At 62.7% G+C, this 24,499-nt stretch carries 20 protein-coding genes; 16 read left to right on the top strand and 4 right to left on the bottom strand.

What is annotated here, in order from left to right:
* The first annotated feature begins 269 nt into the window (after positions 1 to 269).
* The 12 genes from J3A98_RS14755 (at position 270) to J3A98_RS14810 (ending at position 14,850) form a co-directional block, all read left to right on the top strand.
* The gene (locus J3A98_RS14755) at positions 270 to 2,495 is read left to right on the top strand and encodes an NADP-dependent isocitrate dehydrogenase (RefSeq protein WP_209967043.1); all 2,226 of its coding nucleotides are present in this window, start codon (positions 270 to 272) and stop codon (positions 2,493 to 2,495) included.
* A 202-nt stretch (positions 2,496 to 2,697) separates the two neighbouring features.
* Positions 2,698 to 3,138 carry an NUDIX hydrolase gene (locus J3A98_RS14760; RefSeq protein ID WP_176682273.1) on the top strand — a complete coding sequence of 147 codons (441 nt, stop codon included), beginning with the start codon at positions 2,698 to 2,700 and terminating at the stop codon, positions 3,136 to 3,138.
* Positions 3,139 to 3,197: 59 nt separating this feature from the next.
* A complete protein-coding gene (mnmA, locus tag J3A98_RS14765) occupies positions 3,198 to 4,322 on the top strand; it encodes a tRNA 2-thiouridine(34) synthase MnmA (protein WP_021782148.1) in 1,125 nt (374 codons plus the stop codon).
* Complete coding sequence (gene hflD, locus J3A98_RS14770; protein WP_010954818.1) at positions 4,319 to 4,945, top strand: high frequency lysogenization protein HflD; 627 nt, start codon at positions 4,319 to 4,321, stop codon at positions 4,943 to 4,945. The genes mnmA and hflD overlap by 4 nt, the downstream gene beginning before the upstream one ends.
* 215 nt (positions 4,946 to 5,160) lie before the next feature.
* Entirely contained in the window at positions 5,161 to 6,531 is a 1,371-nt protein-coding gene (purB, locus tag J3A98_RS14775; RefSeq protein WP_003251234.1) for an adenylosuccinate lyase, read from the top strand.
* An 81-nt stretch (positions 6,532 to 6,612) separates the two neighbouring features.
* On the top strand, positions 6,613 to 7,779 hold the full coding sequence (locus tag J3A98_RS14780; protein WP_176682271.1) for a cupin domain-containing protein: 1,167 nt from the start codon (positions 6,613 to 6,615) through the stop codon (positions 7,777 to 7,779).
* Positions 7,772 to 8,200 carry a GNAT family N-acetyltransferase gene (locus tag J3A98_RS14785; RefSeq protein ID WP_003251237.1) on the top strand — a complete coding sequence of 143 codons (429 nt, stop codon included), beginning with the start codon at positions 7,772 to 7,774 and terminating at the stop codon, positions 8,198 to 8,200. The genes J3A98_RS14780 and J3A98_RS14785 overlap by 8 nt, the downstream gene beginning before the upstream one ends.
* A gap of 207 nt (positions 8,201 to 8,407) precedes the next feature.
* Positions 8,408 to 10,369, top strand: coding sequence for a DNA topoisomerase III (locus tag J3A98_RS14790; RefSeq protein WP_209967045.1), 1,962 nt, complete (start codon positions 8,408 to 8,410; stop codon positions 10,367 to 10,369).
* Between the two features lie 192 nt (positions 10,370 to 10,561).
* A complete protein-coding gene (locus tag J3A98_RS14795; protein WP_209967047.1) occupies positions 10,562 to 11,851 on the top strand; it encodes an FAD-binding oxidoreductase in 1,290 nt (429 codons plus the stop codon).
* Between the two features lie 185 nt (positions 11,852 to 12,036).
* Positions 12,037 to 12,867 (top strand): alpha/beta hydrolase, encoded by an 831-nt coding sequence (locus tag J3A98_RS14800; RefSeq protein ID WP_176682267.1) that lies wholly within the window; start codon positions 12,037 to 12,039, stop codon positions 12,865 to 12,867.
* A gap of 205 nt (positions 12,868 to 13,072) precedes the next feature.
* Positions 13,073 to 13,936, top strand: coding sequence for an RHS repeat-associated core domain-containing protein (locus J3A98_RS14805; protein WP_209967049.1), 864 nt, complete (start codon positions 13,073 to 13,075; stop codon positions 13,934 to 13,936).
* A gap of 134 nt (positions 13,937 to 14,070) precedes the next feature.
* The gene (locus tag J3A98_RS14810; protein WP_209967052.1) at positions 14,071 to 14,850 is read left to right on the top strand and encodes a TSUP family transporter; all 780 of its coding nucleotides are present in this window, start codon (positions 14,071 to 14,073) and stop codon (positions 14,848 to 14,850) included.
* On the opposite strand, the gene nudC is transcribed toward J3A98_RS14810, so the two are convergent.
* Both nudC and J3A98_RS14820 read right to left on the bottom strand, forming a co-directional pair.
* Positions 14,818 to 15,648 carry an NAD(+) diphosphatase gene (gene nudC, locus J3A98_RS14815; protein ID WP_176682264.1) on the bottom strand — a complete coding sequence of 277 codons (831 nt, stop codon included), beginning with the start codon at positions 15,646 to 15,648 and terminating at the stop codon, positions 14,818 to 14,820. The two genes, J3A98_RS14810 and nudC, sit on opposite strands and share 33 nt — an antisense overlap.
* Positions 15,649 to 15,684: 36 nt before the next feature.
* A complete protein-coding gene (locus J3A98_RS14820) occupies positions 15,685 to 16,497 on the bottom strand; it encodes a crotonase/enoyl-CoA hydratase family protein (RefSeq protein ID WP_209967054.1) in 813 nt (270 codons plus the stop codon).
* Positions 16,498 to 16,647: 150 nt separating this feature from the next.
* On the opposite strand from J3A98_RS14820, the gene nhaB reads away from it, so the two are divergent.
* The 3 genes from nhaB (at position 16,648) to J3A98_RS14835 (ending at position 19,889) form a co-directional block, all read left to right on the top strand.
* A complete protein-coding gene (gene nhaB / locus J3A98_RS14825) occupies positions 16,648 to 18,150 on the top strand; it encodes a sodium/proton antiporter NhaB (RefSeq protein WP_176682262.1) in 1,503 nt (500 codons plus the stop codon).
* A gap of 146 nt (positions 18,151 to 18,296) precedes the next feature.
* Entirely contained in the window at positions 18,297 to 18,842 is a 546-nt protein-coding gene (locus J3A98_RS14830; RefSeq protein WP_176682261.1) for a lipocalin family protein, read from the top strand.
* Between the two features lie 87 nt (positions 18,843 to 18,929).
* Complete coding sequence (locus tag J3A98_RS14835) at positions 18,930 to 19,889, top strand: ribonuclease Z (protein WP_209967056.1); 960 nt, start codon at positions 18,930 to 18,932, stop codon at positions 19,887 to 19,889.
* Here J3A98_RS14835 and J3A98_RS14840 read toward each other — a convergent pair.
* Positions 19,886 to 21,169 carry a Zn-dependent hydrolase gene (locus J3A98_RS14840; protein WP_209967059.1) on the bottom strand — a complete coding sequence of 428 codons (1,284 nt, stop codon included), beginning with the start codon at positions 21,167 to 21,169 and terminating at the stop codon, positions 19,886 to 19,888. The two genes, J3A98_RS14835 and J3A98_RS14840, sit on opposite strands and share 4 nt — an antisense overlap.
* Positions 21,170 to 21,180: 11 nt before the next feature.
* Complete coding sequence (locus tag J3A98_RS14845) at positions 21,181 to 22,698, bottom strand: NCS1 family nucleobase:cation symporter-1 (protein ID WP_209967060.1); 1,518 nt, start codon at positions 22,696 to 22,698, stop codon at positions 21,181 to 21,183.
* 341 nt (positions 22,699 to 23,039) lie between these two features.
* On the opposite strand from J3A98_RS14845, the gene hydA reads away from it, so the two are divergent.
* Positions 23,040 to 24,479, top strand: a complete 1,440-nt coding sequence (gene hydA / locus J3A98_RS14850) for a dihydropyrimidinase (RefSeq protein ID WP_176682257.1) — start codon at positions 23,040 to 23,042, stop codon at positions 24,477 to 24,479.
* Positions 24,480 to 24,499 lie beyond the last annotated feature (20 nt).

Genomic DNA, 24,499 nt, shown 5'->3' on the forward strand with positions numbered 1-24,499 from the left:
GCCTTGCTGATTAGCCCAAATGGTTTGGTATACTCCGCCGCGACCGAAGGGTCATCGGGGCGAATCCCAGGAAATGCGGACCGCCCTAGGCCATCAACGGCCACTAAGCCTGGGTTGTTACCGCACCCCAGCACTTGACGCTCGACTGATGCATCCACCATCACCGCTCGCAGCCTCTCGACTTTCCGCTCATGGCGCTGCCAGGGCGATGCGCCTACCCTGCGCACCACGAGACTCGAGCACGCTCAGCACACAGAGAGTTAACCCGCATGCCCACCCGTTCCAAGATCATCTATACCTTCACCGACGAAGCCCCCGCCCTCGCCACTTACTCGCTGCTGCCGATCATCGAAGCGTTCACCGCCTCGGCTGACATCGCTGTCGAAACTCGCGACATTTCCCTGGCTGGCCGTATCCTTGCCGCCTTCCCGGAGCAACTGGGCGCAGAGAAGCAAGTAGGCGATCACCTGGCGGAACTGGGCCAGCTGGCTACCACCCCTGAAGCCAACATCATCAAGCTGCCGAACATCAGCGCCTCGGTACCGCAGCTCAAAGCCGCGATCAAGGAACTGCAAGGCAAGGGCTTCAACATCCCTGACTACGCCGACGAGCCGGCCACCGCGGAAGAAAAAGAATCCCGTGCCCGCTACGACCGCATCAAGGGCTCCGCCGTGAACCCGGTGCTGCGCGAAGGCAACTCCGACCGCCGCGCGCCGCTGTCGGTCAAGAACTACGCCCGCAAGCACCCACACAAGATGGGCGCCTGGGCCGCTGACTCCAAGTCGCACGTTGCCCACATGACCCAGGGCGACTTCTACGGCAGCGAAAAAGCCGCACTGATCGAAGCTGACGACAGCCTGCGCATCGAGCTGGTCGGCAAAGACGGCAGCACCACCGTGCTGAAAGAAAAGACCGCCGTCAAAGCCGCCGAAGTCATCGACTGCGCCACCATGAGCCGCAAGGCCCTGAAAGCCTTCATCGCCGAGCAGATCGCCGATGCCAAGGCCGCCGGCGTGCTGCTGTCGGTGCACCTGAAAGCCACCATGATGAAGGTCTCCGACCCGATCATGTTCGGCGTCATCGTCGAAGAATTCTACAACGACGTGCTGACCAAGCACGCCGCTGCCCTGGCCGAAGTAGGCTTCAACGCCAACAACGGTATCGGCGACCTGTACGCCCGTATCAAGGACCTGCCAGCCGACAAGCAGGCCGAGATCGAAGCCGACATCCAGGCCCTGTACGCCGAGCGCCCGGCCCTGGCCATGGTCAACTCCGACAAAGGCATCACCAACCTGCACGTGCCGAGCGACGTGATCGTCGACGCCTCGATGCCGGCCATGATCCGTGACTCGGGCAAGATGTGGAACACCGCAGGCGAACTGCAAGACGCCAAGGCCGTGATCCCGGACCGCTGCTATGCCGGCATCTACCAGGCCACCATCGAAGACTGCAAGGCCAACGGCGCCTTCGACCCGACCACCATGGGCAGCGTGCCGAACGTTGGCCTGATGGCGCAAAAGGCCGAAGAGTACGGTTCTCACGACAAGACCTTCCAGATCAACACCGACGGCGTCGTGCGCGTGGTCGATGGCAAGGGCAACGTGGTACTGGAGCAGAGCGTTGAAGCCGGTGACATCTTCCGCATGTGCCAGACCAAGGACGCACCGATCCAGGACTGGGTCAAGCTGGCCGTCAACCGTGCCCGCCTGAGCAACACCCCGGCGGTGTTCTGGCTGGACCCGGCCCGCGCCCACGACGGCGTCATGATCGAGAAGGTGCAGCAGTACCTGAAAGATCACGACACCACCGGCCTGGACATCCGCATCCTGGCACCGGTCGATGCCATCAAGTTCTCCCTGGCCCGCATCCGCGAAGGCAAGGACACCATCTCGGTGACCGGCAACGTGCTGCGCGACTACCTGACCGACCTGTTCCCGATCATGGAACTGGGCACCAGCGCCAAGATGCTGTCGATCGTGCCGCTGATGAGCGGCGGCGGCCTGTTCGAAACCGGCGCCGGCGGTTCGGCTCCGAAGCACGTACAGCAGCTGGTTGAAGAGAACTTCCTGCGTTGGGACTCGCTGGGTGAATTCCTGGCCCTGGCCGCCTCCCTGGAGCACCTGGGCAACACCTACGACAACCCGCGCGCCAAGGTTCTGGCCAACACCCTGGACCAGGCTACCGGCAAGTTCCTCGACACCAACAAGTCGCCGTCGCGCAAAGTCGGCGGTATCGACAACCGCGGTAGCCACTTCTACCTGACCCTGTACTGGGCCGAAGCCTTGGCCGCTCAGACGGACGACGCTGCCCTGCAGGCACGCTTCGCACCATTGGCAAAAACCCTGGCCGAGAACGAAGCGACCATCGTCGCCGAGCTCAACGCCGTTCAGGGCAAGCCAGCCGACATCGGCGGCTACTACGCCCCGGATGCCGAGCTGACCGCCAAGGTGATGCGCCCGAGCCAGACCCTGAACAGCGCCATTGCTGCCCTGTAAGGTTCGCTTGAAGTAACAGCACAAACCCCGGCCACGCACCGGGGTTTGTGCTTTCTGGATCGGGGCCGCTGCGCAGCCCTTCGCGGGCTTGCCCGCTCCCACAGGAAAGGTGCTGCCAGCAAGACCTGCACTGCACCTGTGGGAGCGGGCGAGCCCGCGAAGGACCGCAAGGCGGTCCCGGCAACCTGAAAGGACATGGCAAATGACCTGGCAACCCCACATCACCGTAGCGACCATCGTCGAGCACGAAGGCAAGTTCCTCTTCGTCGAGGAGTTCAAAGCCAACCAGCACGTCTTCAACCAGCCCGCCGGCCACCTCGAACCCAACGAGACCCTGTCCCAGGCCGCCCTGCGCGAAACCCTGGAAGAAACCGCCTGGGAAGTCGAGCTGATCGGCCTGGTCGGCATCTACCTGTACACCGCCCCCAGCAACGGCGTGACCTACCAGCGCGTGTGCTTCGCCGCCCGCCCCGTACGCCACCATGCCGACCTGGCACTGGACAGCGACATCGTCCGCGCCGTGTGGCTGACCCGCGACGAACTGCTGGCCGACCCCACTCGCTGGCGCAGCGAGCTGGTGCCACGCTGCCTTGATGACTACCTCAAAGGCCCGCTGCACAGCCTCGACCTGCTACGCGACTGACGCGGCGCCACGGGTTTGATAGAATCGGCGTTTTTCCCCCTTGATACACACCGGTACCCATGACCAGCCCAGCACTTAAAGACCCCGCCAAGACCCGCGTCATCGTCGGCATGTCCGGCGGCGTGGACTCTTCCGTCTCAGCCCTTCTGCTCATCGAGCAGGGCTACCAGGTGGAAGGGCTGTTCATGAAGAACTGGGAAGAGGACGACGGCACCGAATACTGCACCGCCCGTGAAGACCTGGCCGACGCCCAGGCCGTGTGCGACCGTATCGGCATCAAGCTGCACACCGCCAACTTCGCCGCCGAATACTGGGACAACGTGTTCGAGCACTTCCTTGAGGAATACAAGGCTGGCCGCACCCCTAACCCCGATATCCTCTGCAACCGCGAAATCAAGTTCAAGGCGTTTCTCGACTACGCCCTGTCACTGGGTGCCGACCTGATCGCCACCGGCCACTACGTGCGCCGCCGCGATACTGGTGCGCTCACCGAACTGCTCAAGGGCCTGGACCCGAACAAGGACCAGAGCTATTTCCTGCACGCCGTCGGCGGCCAGGAAATTGCCCGCACCCTGTTCCCGGTCGGCGAACTGGAAAAGCCCGAAGTGCGTGCCATTGCCGAAAAACACGGCCTGGCCACCGCCAAGAAGAAAGACTCCACCGGCATCTGCTTCATTGGCGAGCGCCGCTTCAGCGACTTCCTCAAGCAGTACCTGCCGGCCCAGCCGGGCGACATTGAAACCACCGAAGGTGAAGTGATCGGCCGCCACCATGGCCTGATGTACCACACCATCGGCCAGCGTCAGGGCCTGGGCATTGGCGGCCTGAAGGATGCCAGTGACGAGCCGTGGTACGTGCTGCACAAGGACCTGGCTCGCAACGTGCTGGTGGTCGGCCAGGGTAACGAGCACCCATGGCTGTTCTCCCGCGCCCTGCTGGCCTCGGAAATTTTCTGGGTCAACCCGGTCGACCTCGGCAACCCACGTCAGCTGACTGCCAAGGTGCGCTACCGCCAGAGCGACCAGCGATGCACCCTGGAGCGCACCGCCAGCGGCTACCGCGCCGTGTTCGACGAGCCTCAGCGCGCCGTTACGCCGGGCCAGTCGGTGGTGTTCTACGACGGCGAAGTGTGCCTGGGCGGTGGCGTGATCGAGGCTGCCGAGCCGTGGAGCCCGCGCGCATGAGCAACCTGCAGGAGCAGCTGATTGCGTTGGGTGGTGTATTCCAGGCCGCCGTGCTGGTCGACCGCATCGCCCGCACCGGCCAGGCCAGTGAAGCCAATATCGGCTGCATGCTGGGCAGCCTGCTGGTGCGCGACCCCAAGGACACCCTGGAGGTGTTCGGCGGTGACGACCTGAACCTGCGCGACGGCTACCGGGCACTGATCGGCGCCCTCGAGCGCGACCCCAACAGCCTGCAGCGCGAGCCGCTGCGCTACGCCCTGTCGATGTTGGGCCTGGAGCGCCAGCTGAACAAGCGTGGCGACCTGCTGGACACCATCGGCAACCGCCTGCCGCAAATCCAGTCGCAGGCCGAGCATTTCGGCCTGGTTCACGAAAACGTCATCGCTTCCAGTGGAGCCTTGTACCAGGACACCCTTAGCACCTTGCGCCAGCGCATCCAGGTGCACGGCGACATGCGCTTCCTGCAGCAGCCCAACAACGCCTCGAAGATCCGCGCCCTGCTGCTGGCCGGCATCCGCGCCGCGCGACTGTGGCGGCAGCTGGGCGGGCACCGTTGGCAACTGGTGTTCAGCCGGCGCAAGTTGCTGAACGAACTGTACGACATGATGCGCAGCCCCAACTGACGGGCTGGGCTGCCCTTTGTGGGAGCGGGCATGCCCGCGAAGCAGGCGACGCGGTGTATGGCACCGGCTACGCTGGTGTTCGCGGACATACCCGCTCCCACAGGGTCTGCCACCTGATCCAAATTGGGCCGACCTTTGGTCAGCCACCCGACCCTGGCGCATTTTTCATGTATGATATGCGCCCTTCCAAAAGCCTGACTGTCCGAGAACACCCCATGCAGCTTTCTTCGCTCACTGCGGTTTCCCCTGTAGACGGCCGTTATGCCGGCAAAACCCAGGCCTTGCGCCCCATTTTCAGCGAATTCGGCCTGATCCGTTTCCGCGCCCTGGTCGAAGTGCGCTGGCTGCAGCGCCTGGCCGCCCACCCGCAAATCGGCGAAGTGCCGGCGTTCTCCGCCGAAGCCAACGCCCTGCTGGACAGCCTGGCCAACGATTTCAAGCTGGAGCACGCCGAGCGCGTCAAGGAAATCGAGCGCACCACCAACCACGACGTCAAGGCCATTGAATACCTCCTCAAGGAGCAGGCCGCCAAGCTGCCTGAGCTGGCCAAGGTCAGCGAGTTCATCCACTTCGCCTGCACCAGCGAGGACATCAACAACCTGTCCCACGCCCTGATGCTGCGCGCCGGCCGTGACGAAGTGCTGCTGCCGCTGATGCGCCAGGTCGCCGACGCCATCCGCGCCCTGGCCCACGCCCACGCCGAAGTGCCAATGCTGTCGCGCACCCACGGTCAGCCGGCTTCGCCGACCACCCTGGGTAAAGAACTGGCCAACGTCGTGTATCGCCTGGAGCGCCAGATCGCCCAGGTTGCCGCCGTACCGCTGCTGGGCAAGATCAACGGCGCCGTGGGCAACTACAACGCCCACCTGTCGGCCTACTCGCAGATCGACTGGGAAGAGAACGCCCGCGCCTTCATCGAAGACGAACTGGGCCTGCAGTTCAACCCGTACACCACCCAGATCGAGCCGCACGACTACATCGCCGAGCTGTTCGACGCCATCGCCCGCTTCAACACCATCCTGATCGACTTCGACCGTGATGTGTGGGGCTACATTTCGCTGGGTTACTTCAAGCAGAAGACCGTCGCCGGCGAAATCGGTTCGTCGACCATGCCGCACAAGGTCAACCCGATCGACTTCGAAAACTCCGAAGGCAACCTGGGCATCGCCAACGCGCTGTTCCAGCACCTGGCCAGCAAGCTGCCGATCTCGCGCTGGCAGCGTGACCTGACCGACTCCACCGTGCTGCGCAACCTGGGCGTGGGCTTTGCCCACAGCGTCATTGCCTTCGAGGCCAGCCTGAAAGGCATCGGCAAGCTGGAAGTCAACGAAGCTCGCATCGCCGCCGACCTGGACGCCTGCTGGGAAGTGCTGGCCGAGCCGATCCAGACCGTGATGCGCCGCTTCAACATCGAAAACCCTTACGAGAAGCTCAAAGAGCTGACCCGTGGCAAGGGCATCACCCCAGAAGCGCTGCTGACCTTCATCGACGGCCTGGACATGCCAGCCGAAGCCAAGGCCGAGCTCAAGCAGCTGACCCCCGCTACCTACATCGGTAACGCGGCAGCCCAGGCCAAACGCATCTAAGCTGAGCGTCGCGTACAACGCCCGGCCTGGCCGGGCGTTTTTATTCCCGTACGAAAATTACGTTTTTTCAATAGGTTGAACATGAATCCTGATACTCCACTGCAGCTGCTCGGCGGCATCTCGGCCCGCGAATTCATGCGCGACTACTGGCAGAAGAAGCCGCTGCTGGTGCGCCAGGCCTTCCCGGACTTCATCAGCCCGATCGACCCCGACGAACTCGCCGGCCTGGCCCTTGAAGATGAAGTCGAGTCGCGTATCGTGCTGGAGCACGGCGCGCACCCGTGGGAGCTGCGCCGCGGCCCGTTCGGCGAAGACACCTTCGCCGAACTGCCGGAAAAAGACTGGACTCTGCTGGTACAGGCCGTTGACCAGTTCGTTCCGGAAGTGGCCGAACTGCTGGAAAACTTCCGCTTCCTGCCCAGCTGGCGTATCGATGACGTGATGATCAGCTTCGCCGCCCCGGGTGGCAGCGTCGGCCCGCACTTCGACAACTACGATGTGTTCCTGCTGCAAGGCCACGGCCAGCGCAACTGGAAGATCGGCCAGATGTGCAGCAGTGACAGCCCGCTGCTGGAGCACGCCGACCTGCGTATCCTGGCCGAGTTCGAGCAGAGCGGCGAGTGGACCCTGGAGCCTGGCGACATGCTCTACCTGCCACCGCGCCTGGCCCACTACGGCGTGGCCGTGGACGACTGCCTGACCTACTCGGTAGGCTTCCGCGCACCGAGCGCTGCCGAAGTGCTGACCCATTTCACCGACTTCCTCGGCCAGTTCCTGCCCGACGAAGAGCGCTACAGCGACGCCGACGCCCAGCCGGTCAGCGACCCGCACCAGATCCAGCACGATGCCCTCGACCGCCTCAAGGCGCTGCTCGACAAGCACATGGGCGACAAGGACCTGCTGCTGACCTGGTTCGGCCAGTTCATGACCGAGCCACGCTACCCCGAACAGATCGTTGGCGAAGAGCTGAGCGAGGAAGAGCTGATCAATGCCCTTGAGCAAGGCGCCATCCTGATCCGCAACCCCAGCGCACGCCTGGCCTGGTCCGAATTCGAAGATGACCTGCTGCTGTTCGCCAGCGGCCGTAGTTGCCCACTGCCCGGCAAACTGCGCGAGCTGCTGAAGCTGGTATGCGCGGCCGACGCCTTGCACATCGATAACCTGGCCGAGTGGCTGCAGGACGAAGATGGCCTTATGCTGGTACAGCAGCTGGTCAAACAAGGGAGCCTGGGTTTCGCCAATGAATAAGATCAGCGTTCGCCTCGCCGATTGGCACAAAGACAACGCCGACATCCGCCGTATCCGTGAAGCCGTGTTCGTCGCCGAGCAGCACATTCCGCCAGAGCTGGAGTTCGACTCGGAAGATCAGGACGCCCTGCACTTCCTGGCCTTGGAAGGCGACTATCCGATCGGTACTGCGCGCCTGCTGGCCGACGGCACCATCGGGCGCATCTCGGTGCTCAAGGACTGGCGTGGCCTGAAGGTGGGCGATGCGTTGGTCAATGCGGTCATCGTCGAAGCGCAGAACCGCGACCTGAAACAACAGATGCTCAGCGCCCAGGTACACGCCACGCCGTTCTATGAGCGGCTGGGCTTTCGCGTAGTCAGCGAGGAATTCCTCGAAGCTGGCATCCCGCATGTCGACATGGTGCGCGACTCGCGCGCCTGATCCATAACCTGCACTGGCCGCTTCGCGGACAAGCCCGCTCCTGCATGGGAATACGATTCATGTGGGAGCGGGCTTGCCCGCGAAGAGGCCGGCACAGGTAAAGACACTTCTCCTGACAAAAACCTGTACATCCATCCAGATAAAACTTGCCTCTGCGCCCCCGCTTGCGCATCCTATGGCCCACCACCCCGATGAAGCGTCCCGGCCATGCGCCTGTTCCTCTGTGAAAAACCCTCCCAGGCAAAAGACATCGCCAAAGTGCTCGGCGCCAACCGCAAAGGCGACGGCTGCTGGCAAGGCACCGACATCTGCGTCACCTGGTGCATCGGCCACCTGCTGGAAACCGCACCGCCCGACAGCTACGACGAACGTTACAAGCGCTGGAACCTGGCCGACCTGCCGATCATTCCAGACAAATGGAAGATGCTGGTAAAGCCCAAGACCGCCAGCCAGTTCAAGGCGGTCAAGCGCCTGCTCGGTGAAGCGCGGGAACTGGTGATTGCCACCGACGCCGACCGCGAAGGCGAAATGATTGCCCGCGAGCTGGTCGAGCATTGCCGCTACCGGGGCCCGGTGCAGCGCCTGTGGCTGTCGGCGCTGGATGACGCCTCCATCCGCAAGGCCCTGGCGCGCCTGCTGCCAGGCCACGAGACGTTCAACCTGTACCACTCGGCGCTGGGGCGCTCGCGCGCCGACTGGCTGATCGGCATGAACATGAGCCGGCTGTTCACCTTGCTGGGCCGCCAATCCGGCTACCAGGGTGTGCTGCCGGTAGGCCGCGTGCAAACGCCGACCTTGCGCCTGGTGGTCGACCGCGATCGCAGCATCGCCGACTTCGTGCCGGTGCCGTTCTGGGCCATCGAGGTGCAACTGGAACACGCCGGCCAACGCTTCAATGCCCAATGGCGCGCCCCCGAAGACGCCTGCGATGACCAAGGCCGCTGCCTGAAGCAAGGCCTGGCACAGCAGGCCGCCACCGACATCGGCCATGCCGGCACTGCCCGAGCGGTAAAGGTAGCGACCGAGCGTGTGCGCGAAGCAGCACCGCTGCCCTTCGACCTTGGCACCCTGCAGGAGCTGTGCTCGAAAAAGTTCGGCCTCGGCGCCCAGGAAACCCTCGACATTGCCCAGGCACTGTACGAAACCCACAAACTGATCACCTACCCGCGCAGCGATTGCGGCTATTTGCCACAAAGCCAGCACGTCGAGGCACCCGCCATCCTCGCCGCCCTGCAACGGGCCGATGCCAGCCTGGCGCCGCTGCAGCCCTACCTGGAGCCGCAACGCCGATCGCGGGCGTGGAACGACGCCAAAGTCAGCGCTCACCATGGCATCATTCCCACCGTCGCCGCCAGCGACCCCTCGCGCCTGCCGGCCAAACACAAGGCCGTGTATACCCTGATCCGCGCCCGCTATCTGGCGCAGTTCCTGCCCAACCATGAATACGACCGCACCCAGGCCGACTTCGACTGCGCAGGTCATGCGCTGCGTGCTGTGGGCAAACAGATCGTCGAGCCGGGCTGGCGCCGCGCCTTGCCCGAAGCGCTGACCCCGGCCAAAGGCCGCGAGGCACCCCCGGCCCAGGTGTTGCCAGCGCTGCGCGAAGGCCAGGACTGCAACGTACACGGCCTGCAGTTGAAAGACCTGTGGACCCAGCCACCCAAGCCGTTTACCGAAGGCGACCTGATCAAAGCGATGAAGAACGTGGCCAAGCTGGTGGATGACCCTCGGCTGAAGCAGAAGCTCAAGGAAACCACCGGCATCGGCACCGAGGCCACCCGCGCCAGCATTATCCAGGGCCTGCTCGACCGCGGTTACCTGGTAAAGAACGGCAAGGCGCTGTCGGCCACACCTGCGGCCTTCAGCCTGATCGACGCCGTTCCCCGCGCGATTGCCGACCCCGGCACCACGGCAATCTGGGAGCAGGCGCTGGACATGGTGCAAAGCGGCGAGATGACCCTGGAAGAGTTCGTCGCCCGGCAGTCTGCGTGGATGGGCAAGCTGGTAGAGCGTTGCAGCGGCATGCGCATGACCATCAGCGGGCCAGCGGCCGGGGCGGCGCCGTCCTGGAAGAAGAAACGTCGCGGTGGAGGTGGCAAAAGCAAAACGGCCGGAAACAAGGCAACTCCGAGCAAGCCACGGCAGCCGCGGAAAAAGGCAACGCCCTGAAATTTCCGCCTTCTCACGTCCGGTCTCTCTGCGCGTGCCCCCTGTAGGAGCGGGTTCACCCGCGAAGAGGCCAGCCCAGGCAACACATTACCAACAGGCGAGCCACAAAACCCGATCGACACATTGGCAACGTGAAATTTAACTGCTAACTTTTCATGAAAATAAACATAATAATTTTCACGGAAGCCCGGCATGTTCAAACAATCCGCCCAGCACGTCGCCAGTTACTATGCCCAGACCTACCCCGCCAACATCCCGTTACGCCCTACCCTGCAAGGCCCCCACGACACCGACGTACTGATCATCGGTGCCGGTTTCAGCGGCCTGCATACTGCCCTGCGCCTGACCCAGGCCGGCAAACGCGTAACGCTGCTGGAAGCCAGCCGGGTTGCCTGGGCGGCCTCCGGTCGCAACGGTGGCCAGGCGCTGTTGGGCTGGTCGTGCGACATGCCGCCGCTGGAGCAGGCCCTTGGCATCGAACGTACCCAACGGCTGTGGGCCAGCATGTGCTGGGCTGCCGACGAGATGCGCGAGCTGCCCCAACGCCACGGTTTCGACATCGACTACCGGCAGGGCAGCCTGTGGACTGCAGTATTGCCACGCCGGGTGAAAATGCTCGAAGAGGCGCTGCATGATGCCGAGCATAAATGGGGTTACGACGCCCTGCGCCTGATCGGCCGTGACGAGTTGCCGCAATGGATCGACAGCCCGCGCTACCAGGCCGCGCTGTACGACGCCAAAGGCGCCCACCTCAACCCACTGAAACTGGCGCAGGGCCTGGCCAGTACCATCGAGGCTGCTGGCGGGCGAATCTACGAACAGAGCCAGGTGCTCAGCTACCAGCAGGCTCGCGACGGCTATGTCGCCCACACCGACCGTGGCGAAGTTCGCTGCCAGGTGTTGGTGCTGGCCTGCAACGCCTACATCGACCGCCTTGACCGCGGCCTGTCGCGCCGCCTGTTGCCCGTCGGTTCCTACCAGGTAGCCACTGCGCCTCTGGATGCCGACTTCGCCCATTCGTTACTACCTCGCAACAGTTGCGTGATCGACAACCAGTTCGTACCCGACTACTTCCGCCTGACCCCGGACCACCGCCTGCTGTTCGGCGGTGGCTGCACTTATCTGGGCGGTATTCCCAAGGACGTCGCCAGCGCCACCCGCCCGTACCTGGAGCGGGTATTCCCGCAACTGGCCGGGGTGGCCATCGACTATGCCTGGGGCGGCCACATCGATTGCAGCATCAAGCGCACCCCGGACGTCGGCCGCAAGGGCCAGCGCTACTGGCTGCAGGGTTTCTCCGGCCATGGCGTTCTGCCGACCCTGGCGGCGGCGCGTGCGGTCAGCGATGCCATTCTCGGCGATGAAGACCTGTTGGCGCTGTACCAAGGCATCGAAAACGGCCGCTTCCCCGGCGGCGACCTGCTGGCTGCGCCATTGGAAGCGGCGGCAAAGGCCTGGTACCGCATGCGCGATCGCGTCTGAAGGGCATGAGTGTGGGCCTCTTCGCGGGTGAACCCGCTCCTGCGCATTCAAAATCCATGAGATCCCTGTAGGAGCGGGTTCACCCGCGAAGAGGCCCGCACAGGCAACACAACTTCCTGATACCCGCCAAAATTCCTCCTATTCTCAATAGCTCCCTTCGCTTCCTGCACTCAGGAGACACGACCATGAGCTATGTAACCACGAAGGACGGCGTACAGATCTTCTACAAGGACTGGGGCCCGCGCGATGCGCCGGTGATCCACTTCCACCACGGCTGGCCGCTCAGTGCCGATGACTGGGACGCGCAGATGCTGTTCTTCCTCGCTGAAGGCTACCGGGTGGTCGCCCACGACCGGCGAGGCCATGGCCGCTCCAGCCAGGTATGGGACGGCCACGACATGGACCACTATGCCGACGATGTAGCCGCCGTGGTCGCCCACCTGGGCACCCAGGGTGCCGTGCATGTCGGCCACTCGACCGGCGGCGGCGAGGTGGTGCGCTACATGGCCCGGTACCCTGAAGACAAGGTGGCCAAGGCCGTGCTGATCGCGGCCGTACCCCCCTTGATGGTACAAACCCCCGGCAACCCCGGTGGCCTGCCCAAGTCGGTATTCGACGGCTTCCAGGCCCAGGTTGCCAGCAACCGAGCGCAGTTCTACCGGGATGTGCCAGCAGGGCCGTTCTACGGCTACAACCGCCCTGGGGTCGAAGCCAGCGAAGGCATCATTGGCAACTGGTGGCGCCAAGGCATGATCGGCAGTGCAAAGGCCCATTACGATGGCATCGTGGCGTTTTCCCAGACCGATTTCACCGAGGACCTGAAGGGCATCAAGCAGCCGGTGCTGGTGATGCACGGCGACGATGACCAGATCGTGCCCTATGAAAACTCCGGGGTATTGTCGGCCAAGCTGCTGCCCAATGGCACGCTGAAAACCTACAAAGGCTACCCACATGGCATGCCGACCACCCATGCCGATGTGATCAATGCGGATTTGCTGGCGTTTATCCGTAGTTGATGTTTTCGCCTGTACCGGCCCTTTCGCGGGTAAACCCGCTCCTACGGGATTACGCCATCTTCGTAGGAGCGGGCTTGCCCGCGAAAGGGCCGGCACTGGCAACACATATAGAGTGCCTGCATGCAACTGGCAAATATACCAGTTGCACGCATGGCTAAATTATCCGAAGGTAGCATCAATACATTACATTGCCGGCAGGCTGATCATGCAACAGAACCTAAAGCAGCACTTATTCTATAATATCGACCAGTTATCAACAGCAGTTGGCATCAACCAATCTATTACACTGTTTTCAGCCACAGGCACTCCACTCGCGGAGCGCGCTGCCGAAACGCTGTTAACGGCAGTAAATGCGCAGAACTCCATAACCAACAGCTTACATCGTGACCGCATTCAAAGTCTGACCTACAGCGCTTATGGGCACAGCCACATTGAGCATATCCTGGGATACACCGGGCAACGTTGTGATCGCTTCACGAAACTGTACCTCCTTGGCAACGGCCACCGTGCGTATAGCCCTTATCTCATGCGCTTTTATTCGCCTGACAACCTCAGCCCTTTTGGCAAGGGGGGGCGAAATGCATATGCCTATTGCGAGGGCGACCCAACGAACAATCTGGACCCATCCGGCCAGATGCTGAGGGTAATTTTGGATTTCTTCAAGATAAAACGCGACACCTCGACGCTCTCGCCGAACAATGAAAACCCGTACTACAACGATGCTGTCAAGGCTACTGAAACCTTCCCTGCACTGGCCAAATTCCCCAAGTGGTATGATAGCCCACACACCCAAGGAAAACATTTAGAGAAAGCTGCAAACCTAATCAAATACAAAGATACGCTAGAAAATTGGGAGCCTAATAACGATGCCAGGTATCTGCTCAACGATGAGGCGCAAGCAGATAACATAACCACCATTTACATGAAGAAGATCAATAAAACCGCAAAACTCATTGAAAAAGTATATACCCCTCCAGAAGAGGCAGTCGTCATTCATAAGCTACCATCACCCCCTGCGAATTTTTCATTTCAGCCCGAACAATCGAGCGTGAGGGGTCAAACCAAGTGAACTGCCAGAGGTTAAAGCGCAAGGGCAATCTCGCAAACACCTGGCACTGGCAAGCCTAACCGGTGAGTATTACCATCTCAGCCTTCAGAGCGACCGTTGCTCACCTTTTGCCTTTCTCCCTACGCCCAAACCCCATGCCCTTCGAACTCACCGTAGAACCCCTCACCCTGCTGATCCTGGCGCTGGTCGCCTTCGTCGCCGGATTCATCGACGCCATCGCCGGTGGCGGGGGCCTGCTCACCACTCCGGCCCTGCTCACGGCCGGCATGCCACCGCACCTGGTGCTGGGCACCAACAAGCTCAGTTCCACCTTCGGCTCGGCCACCGCAAGTTTCACTTACTACAAACGCAAACTGTTCCATCCGGCGCAGTGGCGCCCGGCATTGTTCGCCACCCTGGCCGGGGCGTTGCTCGGCGCCGTCATCGCCCACTACATGCCAGCTGAATGGCTGAACAAGATGCTGCCGGTGATCGTCTTCGCCTGTGGCATCTACCTGTTGTTCGGCGGCACGCCCAAGGCACCGCTGGATGCCGATGCGCCAATCAAGAAAAAGTGGCAAGTGCCGCAAGGCTTCACCCTGGGCTTCTACGACGGCGTGGCCGGCCCGGGTACCGGGGCGTTCTGGACCGTCAGTACCCTGCTGCTGTACCCCATCGACCTGGTACGCGCCAGCGGCGTGGCGCGCAGCATGAACTTCGTCAGCAACATCGCGGCGCTGACGGTGTTCATCATTTCCGGGCAGGTGGACTACATCGTTGGCCTATGCATGGGCCTGTCGGTGATGGTCGGCGCCTTTTTCGGCGCACGCACGGCAATCAGCGGTGGCAGCAAGTTCATCCGCCCGGTGTTCATCACCGTGGTGCTGGCGTTGACCGTGCGCTTAGCGTGGCAACACTGGTTCGGGCAACCCTAGGCGCCTGGCTACATACAGGTCGATCAGGTACCGGGCAATGGACCGCCCGGCCGGCAGCGGCGGCAGGTCGTGGACGCTGAACCACTTGGCGTCCTCGATCTCGTCCGGCTGCATGACAATCTCGCCACCGGCGTACTCGGCATGAAAACCGAGCATCATCGAATGCGGAAACGGCCAGCACTGGCTGCCGACGTACTGGATGTTCTGCACCTCCACCGCCACTTCTTCGCGCACTTCGCGCACCAGGCAGTCTTCGGCCGATTCACCCGGTTCGGCAAAACCTGCCAAGGTGCTGTACACCCCGGTGACGAAGCGCGGCGAACGCGCCAGCAGGATTTCATCGCCGCGGGTCACCAGCACGATCATGCTGGGTGAAATGCGCGGATAGCTGCGCAGGTCGCAGGGCTGGCAGTACATCGCCCGCTCCCAGCGAATTTGCGTCATCGCCTGGCCGCAACTGCCGCAGAAGCGATGCTCGCGGGCCCAGGTGCCGATTTGTGCGGCATAGCCCAGCACCTTGTAGGTGTCGAAGTCGCCTTCGAGCATGAACGCACGCAGGCCGCGCCAGCTGCAGCCGGGCACATCGGTGGCGCTGCGCAGTTCCAGCAAAAATACCGGCTGGCCGTCAAAGTGGCCGATGCCGTGTTCGCACAGCACGTCGAGGTCCTGGCGCTTGAGCCAGTCGCGGGGGAACAGCGCGCCGTTGGCGTCCACCAGAAACCCTTCAGGGCTGCGGGCCACGGCCAGCCCCCCGATCATCTGTGGGTCGAGTACTGCGGTAGTCCAGCGTGCTGACATCTCGGGGGTTCCTTTACTGCGCGTCCCCCGGCCCGATCAGTCGGCGAACGTCGGTTTCTGTTTGCTCATGTGCGCCGCCACAGCCACGCGCAGGTCTTCGGACTGCAGCATTGCGGCGTTCCAGGTGGCAATGTAGTCCAGGCCATCGTCGATACGATGGTCACGCATGTAGCTGAGCATTTCCTTGGTGCCGGCCACAGCGATCGGCGATTTTGCGGCAATTTCGCGGGCGATGGCAAAGACGCCGTCCATCAGTGCGGCCTGATCATCATAGACTCGGTTGACCAGGCCGATACGCAGCGCCTCGTCCGCCTCGACATTGCGGCCGGTAAATGCCAGCTCACGCATGATGCCGTCGCCGATGATGCGTGGCAAACGTTGCAATGTGCCGACATCGGCAGCCATGCCCATGTCGATCTCCTTGATCGAGAACTGCGCGTCACTGCTGCAGTAGCGCATGTCGCACGCCGAGATGAGGTCGATGGCGCCGCCGATGCAATAGCCCTGAACCGCCGCCAGTACCGGCTTGCGGCACGTGTCTACAGCGGTGAACGAGGCCTGCAGCCGCTGGATGGTCTTGCGCAGGAAGCGTGCATTACGGCCCACGTCCTTGCCCATCTGGCCGGCCAGCGAAGCCAGCATCATCAGGTCGATACCGGCGGAGAAATGCTTGCCGGCACCGCTGATCACCACAGCACGCACGGCATCGGTGTCATCGATCCACCGGAAGATGTCGATGATCTCTTCCCAGAAAGCCGCGTTCATCGCGTTGACCTTCTCCGGGCGATTGATCTGAACGTGGGCGATGCTGTCGGTCAGTTCGACCTTGAATGCACTGTACTCGGTCACGGGCGGCACTCCTGTGGGTGAAAGGCTCATGGCAGCGATGGTAACCCAGCCCAATGGCCGTACTTGTGCCAAAAACGGGACTGTGCGCCTTGCCTAAGACGCGCAGATCCGGCACCGTGCGCCATCGCTGAATTATAAGGATACATATTTATGTCACGCCCCCTGACCGGCGCAATCGCCCACGGTTTTCTGGGCAAGTCGCCGATTTGGTACAAGGTGGTCATCTGCCTGTTTCTGGTGCTCAACCCGCTGTTGTTGGTAACCATTGGCCCGGTTGCGACCGGCTGGGCACTGGTGCTCGAATTCATCTTCACCTTGGCTATGGCCCTGAAGTGCTACCCGTTGATGCCCGGTGGCTTGTTGCTGATCGAAGCCATGCTGTTGCAGATGACCACGCCCCAGGCGCTGTACGAGGAACTGCAGCACAACTTCCCGGTCATCCTGCTGCTGATGTTCATGGTCGCCGGCATCCACTTCATGAAGGAACTGCTGCTGTTCCTGTTCTCACGCATTTTGCTTGGGGTGCGCTCAAAAGCCATTCTGTCGTTGCTGTTTTGCGTGCTGTCGGCGTTCCTTTCCGCGTTTCTCGATGCACTCACCGTCACGGCGGTGATCATCAGCGCTGCGGTCGGCTTCTACGCGGTGTACCACCGCGTCGCGTCCGGGGCCAATCCACGCGAGGAGAGCGCACTGGAGAGCGACCAGCAAGTCGCTCACCTGCACCGTGAAGACCTCGACCAGTTCCGCGCCTTCCTGCGCAGCCTGCTGATGCATGGCGCTGTGGGTACCGCCCTGGGCGGCGTTTGCACGTTGGTGGGCGAACCGCAGAACCTGCTGATCGGCCACGAGATGAGTTGGCACTTCGTCGATTTCTTCTTCAAGGTGGCGCCCGTATCGCTGCCAGTGCTGGGTGCCGGTCTGGTGACCTGCGTACTGCTGGAAAAGGTGCGCCTGTTCGGCTACGGCACGTTGATGCCCGAACCGGTGCGCCAGGTGCTGACCGCCTATGCGGTCGAAGACGATGCCGCGCGTACCCAGGCCCAGCGCATCGCACTGTGGGTGCAAGGGCTCGCTGCACTGATCCTGATCATCTGCCTGGGGCTGCATGTGGCCGAGGTCGGCCTGATCGGTCTGATGGTGATCGTACTGATCACGGCCTTCACTGGCATCACCGACGAGCACCGCCTGGGCCGTGCCTTCCAGGAGGCCCTGCCATTCACGTCGCTGTTGGTGGTGTTCTTCGCCGTGGTCGCGATGATTCATCAGCAGCAACTGTTCAACCCATTGATCAACTGGGTGCTGACGCTGCCGGCCGAACAGCAACCGGGCATGCTGTATCTGGCCAACGGCTTGCTGTCGGCGATCAGCGACAATGTGTTCGTTGCCACCATCTACATCACCGAAGTGAAGCAGGCATTTCTCGATGGCAGCATGAGCCGCGAGCATTTCGAAACACTGGCGGTGGCCATCAACACCGGCACCAACCTGCCAAGCGTGGCGACGCCGAACGGGCAGGCGGCGTTCCTGTTCCTGTTGACCTCGGCCATTGCGCCGCTGATCCGGCTGTCGTATGGGCGGATGGTGTGGATGGCGCTGCCCTATACCGTGGTGATGGGCGGGTTGGGTTGGTGGGCGGTGACGTACTGGCTGTGAGGCAAGCCTGTGCGGACCCGTGCGGGCCCTTTCGCGGGTAAACCCGCTCCTGCACGGGTTTCACCGCAGGCAAAACCACCTACAACTTTTTCCCCGCACAGGCGTCGAAACTCAGGTACGCCCCATTCGCTCCAAGGAGGTCACCCATGGTGCTGCGCACTACACTGCTGTTTTCCTGCATGACCCTGGCCCTGCTCGGCTGCGCCGGCAACGATCACCCGGCACCGCCGCGTACCCAGCAGGTGGACCTGCAACGCTATCAGGGTACCTGGTACGAACTGGCGCGGCTGCCGATGTTCTTCCAGCGCAACTGTGTGAAGTCCGAGGCGCGCTACGGCTTGCGCGAGGACGGCCGTATCGATGTAACCAACCGCTGCCAGGAAAAGGACGGCCAGTGGAATGAAGCCAAGGGTATTGCCGAGCTCCAGCAGCCAGGCAGCACCGACAAGCTGTGGGTGCGCTTCGACAACTGGTTCAGCCGCCTGGCGCCAGGCCTGACCAAGGGCGAGTACTGGGTGCTGTACCACGACAAGGACTACCGCGTGGCACTGGTCGGCCACCCCAACCGGGAGTACCTGTGGCTGCTTTCGCGCACGCCAGCAGTCACCGACCAGCAGCGCGAGCAACTGCTGACGATCGCCCGGGAGCAAGGTTATGACACCAGCAAGCTCATCTGGCGACAGGGTAACTAGCAGGCCGTCGACGGCGGGCGGCAATCCGGCTAAGGTGTGCGCCCCGTATCACCTTGGCCGCTTCTGGCCTGAAACAGGAGCCTGAGCATGGACCTGCTGTTCCTCGGCACCTCCGCCGGGGTACCCACCAAGGCACGTAATGTCAGCGCCACTGCCGTGATCGAAGCCAGTGGCAGCCACTGGTATCTGGTCGATTGTGGCGAAGGCACCCAGCACCGGCTGCTACACACCCCGCTTTCAATCCGCGACCTGCGCGCGATCTTCATCACCCACGTGCATGGTGACCATTGCTTCGGCCTGCCCGGCCTGTTGGCCAGCGCGGGCATGAGCGGGCGCACCCAGCCGCTGGAAGTGATCCTGCCCGCCGCACTGCACGACTGGGTACGCCAGGGCCTGCTTGCCAGCGATACCTTCCTGCCGTTCGAGCTGCGCCTGTTGCCCGTGGAAACGTTGAGCACATGGCGCAGCGAGACCCTGCAGGTAACCACCGTGCAACTGTCGCACCGGGTGCCCAGCGTGGGTTTCGTATTCACCGAAACCAACCCTGAGCCACGCCTGGACATCCAGCGTCTGGACGCCGAGGGCATACCGCGTGGTCCGCTGTGGGGTGAGCTGGCCAAGGGGTTGACCGTGAAGTACAACCGGCAACTACTGAACGGCAACGACTACCTGCGGCCTTCGCGTCCGCCACAGCGGGTGATCGTGTGCGGGGACAACGACAAACCAGTACTGCTGGCAGCCGTCGCCAGGGGTGCGGATGTACTGGTGCACGAAGCCACCTTCACCCAGGCGGTGGTCGAACGCACCGGGGGCACGTTCGGCCACAGCACCGCCGCTGAAGTGGCACGCTTTGCCGAGGCCGCTGGCGTGCGCAACCTGGTACTGACGCATTTCAGCGCCCGCTACCAGAACGACCCACGGCGCAGCCCGCACATCGACAACCTGCGCGACGAGGCCCTCGCCCATTACAGCGGGCAGTTGACCCTGGCGCAGGACCTGCAGCGCTATCACCTTGGCCGTAACGGCCGTCTTGAGGCCAGTGGTTAGGCCGCCAGTCGCCCGCTGGCAATTGCCTCCGACGCCGCCAGCATCGCCCGTAACAACACCGCGCAGCCTGCCGCCAGGTCATCAGGCGTGGCGTTCTCGATTTCGTTATGGCTGATGCCGTTTTCGCACGGCACGAAAATCATCCCCGCCGGCCCCAGCTCGGCCAAGAAGATGGCGTCATGCCCCGCGCCACTGACGATGTCCATGTGCGGCAGGCCCAATGCCTTGGCCGATTCGCGCACGGCGTCGACACAGCCTTTGTCGAAGTAAAGTGCCGGGAAGTCGGCCGTGGGCACCAGCTCATGGTTCAGACCATGCTTGGTACAGGTCGCCTCGATCACCTCGCGCACATCGGCAATCATCGCATTCAACTGCTCGCCCTCGAGGTGGCGGAAGTCCAGGGTCATGCGCACTTCGCCCGGGATCACGTTACGCGACCCCGGGTACGCCTGAAGGCAGCCCACCGTGCCACACGCGTGCGGCTGGTGGGCAAGCGCCGTGCGGTTGACCGCCTCCACCACAGCGGCTGCCCCTACCAGGGCGTCCTTGCGCAGGTGCATGGGCGTAGGGCCGGCATGGGCTTCAACACCCCGCAGGGTCAGGTCGAACCACTTCTGGCCCAGGGCGCCGAGGACCACGCCGATGGTCTTGGCCTGGTCCTCAAGGATAGGCCCCTGCTCGATATGCGCCTCGAAATACGCCCCCACAGGGTGCCCCGACACTGCACGCGGACCGGCGTAACCAATGGCGTTCAACGCTTCGCCAACGCTGACACCCTGGGCATCGCGCTTGGCCAGGGTTTCTTCCAGGGTGAACTTGCTGGCGAACACCCCTGAACCCATCATGCACGGCGCAAAACGCGAACCTTCTTCGTTGGTCCACACCACCACTTCGAGCGGCGCTTCGGTTTCCACGCCCAGGTCGTTGAGGGTGCGGATCACCTCCAGCCCGGCCATCACCCCGAAGCAGCCATCGAACTTGCCGCCGGTGGGCTGGGTGTCGATATGACTGCCGGTCATCACCGGCGGCAGCTTGGGGTTACGGCCCGGGCGGCGGGCGAATATGTTGCCGACGGCGTCGATGCTGACCGAGCAACCGGCCGCCTCGCACCACTGCACGAACAGATCGCGGGCCTGGCGGTCGAGGTCGGTCAAGGCCAGGCGGCAGACGCCGCCCTTGGCGGTGGCGCCGAGCCGGGCCAGGTCCATCAGCGATTGCCACAGGCGGGTACTGTCGACGTGATGGGCGTTGGTCTTCAGGATCTCTTTGACGGGGGTCACGGGTTTCTCCTTCAGGCTTTTTTTGTTGTCTGTTCAGGACGCTTCGCGGGCACACCCGCTACCACAGGACTGCGTACCGCCATACCGCCAAGCACGTAGTACAGTGCACCGCCCAGCAACGAGCCGGTGAACCAGCCGTAGTCGTAGAACCAGCTGAAACTGCTGTTGCCAATCGCCATTACCGTCAACCCTACCGGCAAGGCGAAGGCGGCAAAACCGGCCCAGTTCCACGCGGGATACACGTCGTCGCGGTATAGCCCGGCCAGGTCCAGCTTCTGCCGGCGGATCAGGAAGTAGTCCACCGCCATGATGCCGGCAATGGGCCCCAACAAGCTGGAATAGCCCAGCAGCCAGTTGGAATACACGCTCTCCAGGCTAAGGTCGGAGACAATCAGGCCCAGCTTCTTCAGCAGCTCATGGCCCATCAGTGCCAGGCCGATAAAGCCGGTCAGCCATATCGCGCGGCTTCGCCCAATCAGGCGTGGGGCAATGTTCTGGAAGTCATTGGTCGGCGACACGATGTTCGCTGCAGTGTTGGTCGACAGCGTGGCGATCACGATCAGCGCCATGGCCAGGGCCACCCAGAACGGGCTTTGAATCTTGCCGATCAAGCTGACCGGGTCGGACACCGTCTCGCCCACCAGTGATGCCGACGCGGCGGTCAGTACCACTCCCAGCGCAGCGAACAGGAACATGGTCAGCGGCAGGCCGAAGATCTGCCCGAGAATCTGGTCCTTCTGGCTGCGGGCGTAGCGGCTGAAGTCGGGAATGTTCAGCGACAATGTGGCCCAGAAGCCGACCATGGCCGTGAGCCCCGCGCAGAAGTAACTGACCACGCTCGCCCCTTCCGGGCGCTTGGGCGGCTGTGCCAGCAGTTCGGACATCGACATATGGGGCAAGGCCCAGAACAACAGACCGACGCCCACTGCGACCAGCAGCGGTGCCGACAGCGTTTCCAGCCACTTGATCGACTCGGCGCCGCGCAGCACCACCCACAGGTTCAGGCACCAGAAGATCATGAAGCCAATCACCTCGCCTGTCCCACCCAGCGCCTTCCAGCCGTCGAACACCGAACCCAGGAACAGGTGAATGGCCAGCCCGCCGAACATGGTCTGGATACCGAACCAACCACAGGCCACCACCGCGCGGATCAGGCACGGTACGTTGGAGCCAAGAATGCCGAACGACGAACGCAGCAACACCGGAAACGGGATGCCGTACTTGGTACCGGGAAAGGCATTGAGGGTAAGCGGTATCAACACGATAACGTTGGCCAGCAAGATCGCCAGCAGCGCTTCGCCAACGCTGAGGCCGAAGTAGGCCGTGAGCACGCCGCCGAGGGTGTAGGTGGGTACGCAGATGGACATGCCCACCCACAGGGCGGTGATGTGCCATTTGTTCCAGGTACGCTGGTGCACCTTGGTCGGTGCAATGTCAGGGTTGTAGCGCGGGCTGTCGAGAACATCGCTGCCCTCGGACAGCTCGAACAGGCCATCTTGCTCGACCACTTCCGATCTGCTCTGTTGCATAGGCCCTTCTCCAGTTTTTCTTCTATTTTTCGCTCATCAGGCTGATTCGATGACCGGAGTTCGCACGCGGAATGTGCTTAGAAATCTCGACCAGATTTTCATCTTGTCAAGCCAGTCAAATAGCCTGAAAGCCCCGCCCTGCGTACGCTCACTGAATTTAACCCTTGAATATCAGCTACTTAAAAACCACAAAATTAATGGGAAAATTTTCTTGCTGAATCAAGAATCAGCATCTAGCCTCGAATCTTGTCAGGCCTGACAGGATTGACCGCCCTGCCCGCCCTGCATCCATGACAATGCAAAGAACCGGCCAAGACCGGTCAGCCTGCGAGGAAAACGGCATGTCCCTGTTGATCCGTGGCGCCACCGTGGTTACCCACGAAGAGAGTTACCCCGCCGATGTCCTGTGTGCCGATGGCCTGATCCGAGCCATCGGGCAAAACCTCGAACCACCCACCGACTGCAAGATCCTCGACGGCAGCGGCCAGTACCTGATGCCCGGCGGCATCGACCCACACACCCACATGCAGTTGCCGTTCATGGGCACCGTGGCCAGCGAGGACTTCTTCAGTGGCACCGCTGCGGGCCTGGCAGGCGGCACCACCTCTATCATCGACTTCGTCATACCCAACCCGCAGCAATCGTTGCTGGAGGCCTTCCACACCTGGCGTGGCTGGGCGCAGAAAAGCGCCAGCGACTATGGCTTCCACGTCGCCATCACCTGGTGGAGCGAGCAGGTGGCCGAAGAGATGGGCGAGCTGGTGGCCAAGCACGGGGTGAACAGCTTCAAGCATTTCATGGCCTACAAGAATGCGATCATGGCCGCCGACGATACCCTGGTGGCCAGCTTCGAGCGTTGCCTGCAACTGGGCGCGGTGCCCACCGTGCATGCCGAGAACGGCGAGCTGGTGTACCACCTGCAGAAAAAACTGCTCGCCCAGGGCATGACCGGGCCGGAAGCCCACCCGCTGTCGCGCCCCTCGCAGGTTGAAGGCGAAGCGGCCAGCCGCGCCATCCGCATTGCCGAAACCCTCGGCACGCCGTTGTACCTGGTGCACATTTCCAGCCGCGAGGCACTGGATGAAATTGCCTATGCCCGAGGCAAGGGCCAGCCGGTGTATGGGGAGGTGCTGCCCGGCCACCTGCTGCTGGATGACAGCGTCTACCGTGACCCGGACTGGGCCACCGCCGCCGGTTATGTGATGAGCCCGCCGTTCCGCCCACGCGAGCACCAGGAGGCGCTGTGGCGCGGCTTGCAGTCGGGCAACCTGCACACCACCGCCACCGACCACTGCTGCTTCTGCGCCGAGCAGAAAGCCATGGGCCGCGACGACTTCAGCCGCATCCCCAATGGCACCGCCGGCATCGAAGACCGCATGGCGGTACTGTGGGATGCCGGGGTCAACAGCGGGCGACTGTCGATGCACGAATTCGTCGCGCTGACCTCCACCAACACGGCGAAAATCTTCAACCTGTTCCCGCGCAAGGGCGCTATACGCGTGGGTGCCGATGCCGACCTGGTGCTGTGGGACCCGCAGGGCACCCGCACCATCTCTGCCCAAACCCACCACCAGCAGGTGGACTTCAACATTTTCGAAGGCCGCACCGTGCGCGGCATCCCAAGCCACACCATCAGCCAGGGCAAGGTGCTCTGGGCCGATGGCGACCTGCGCGCCGAACCAGGCGCAGGGCGGTATGTGGAACGGCCGGCGTACCCGTCGGTGTATGAAGTGCTGGGGCGCCGGGCCGAGCATCAGCGGCCGATGCCAGTTCAGCGCTGAAGCCATTGGGGCTGCAGTGC

The organism is Pseudomonas sp. BP6 (assembly GCF_017875935.1).
GTDB lineage: Bacteria > Pseudomonadota > Gammaproteobacteria > Pseudomonadales > Pseudomonadaceae > Aquipseudomonas > Aquipseudomonas putida_Y.

Coding starts and splice junctions, on each gene's coding strand:
- J3A98_RS14755 (WP_209967043.1), top strand. CDS start 270: ATGCCCACCCGTTCCAAGATCATCTATACCTTCACCGACGAAGCCCCC.
- J3A98_RS14760 (WP_176682273.1), top strand. CDS start 2,698: ATGACCTGGCAACCCCACATCACCGTAGCGACCATCGTCGAGCACGAA.
- mnmA (WP_021782148.1), top strand. CDS start 3,198: ATGACCAGCCCAGCACTTAAAGACCCCGCCAAGACCCGCGTCATCGTC.
- hflD (WP_010954818.1), top strand. CDS start 4,319: ATGAGCAACCTGCAGGAGCAGCTGATTGCGTTGGGTGGTGTATTCCAG.
- purB (WP_003251234.1), top strand. CDS start 5,161: ATGCAGCTTTCTTCGCTCACTGCGGTTTCCCCTGTAGACGGCCGTTAT.
- J3A98_RS14780 (WP_176682271.1), top strand. CDS start 6,613: ATGAATCCTGATACTCCACTGCAGCTGCTCGGCGGCATCTCGGCCCGC.
- J3A98_RS14785 (WP_003251237.1), top strand. CDS start 7,772: ATGAATAAGATCAGCGTTCGCCTCGCCGATTGGCACAAAGACAACGCC.
- J3A98_RS14790 (WP_209967045.1), top strand. CDS start 8,408: ATGCGCCTGTTCCTCTGTGAAAAACCCTCCCAGGCAAAAGACATCGCC.
- J3A98_RS14795 (WP_209967047.1), top strand. CDS start 10,562: ATGTTCAAACAATCCGCCCAGCACGTCGCCAGTTACTATGCCCAGACC.
- J3A98_RS14800 (WP_176682267.1), top strand. CDS start 12,037: ATGAGCTATGTAACCACGAAGGACGGCGTACAGATCTTCTACAAGGAC.
- J3A98_RS14805 (WP_209967049.1), top strand. CDS start 13,073: ATGCAACAGAACCTAAAGCAGCACTTATTCTATAATATCGACCAGTTA.
- J3A98_RS14810 (WP_209967052.1), top strand. CDS start 14,071: ATGCCCTTCGAACTCACCGTAGAACCCCTCACCCTGCTGATCCTGGCG.
- nudC (WP_176682264.1), bottom strand. CDS start 15,648: ATGTCAGCACGCTGGACTACCGCAGTACTCGACCCACAGATGATCGGG.
- nhaB (WP_176682262.1), top strand. CDS start 16,648: ATGTCACGCCCCCTGACCGGCGCAATCGCCCACGGTTTTCTGGGCAAG.
- J3A98_RS14830 (WP_176682261.1), top strand. CDS start 18,297: ATGGTGCTGCGCACTACACTGCTGTTTTCCTGCATGACCCTGGCCCTG.
- J3A98_RS14835 (WP_209967056.1), top strand. CDS start 18,930: ATGGACCTGCTGTTCCTCGGCACCTCCGCCGGGGTACCCACCAAGGCA.
- J3A98_RS14845 (WP_209967060.1), bottom strand. CDS start 22,698: ATGCAACAGAGCAGATCGGAAGTGGTCGAGCAAGATGGCCTGTTCGAG.
- hydA (WP_176682257.1), top strand. CDS start 23,040: ATGTCCCTGTTGATCCGTGGCGCCACCGTGGTTACCCACGAAGAGAGT.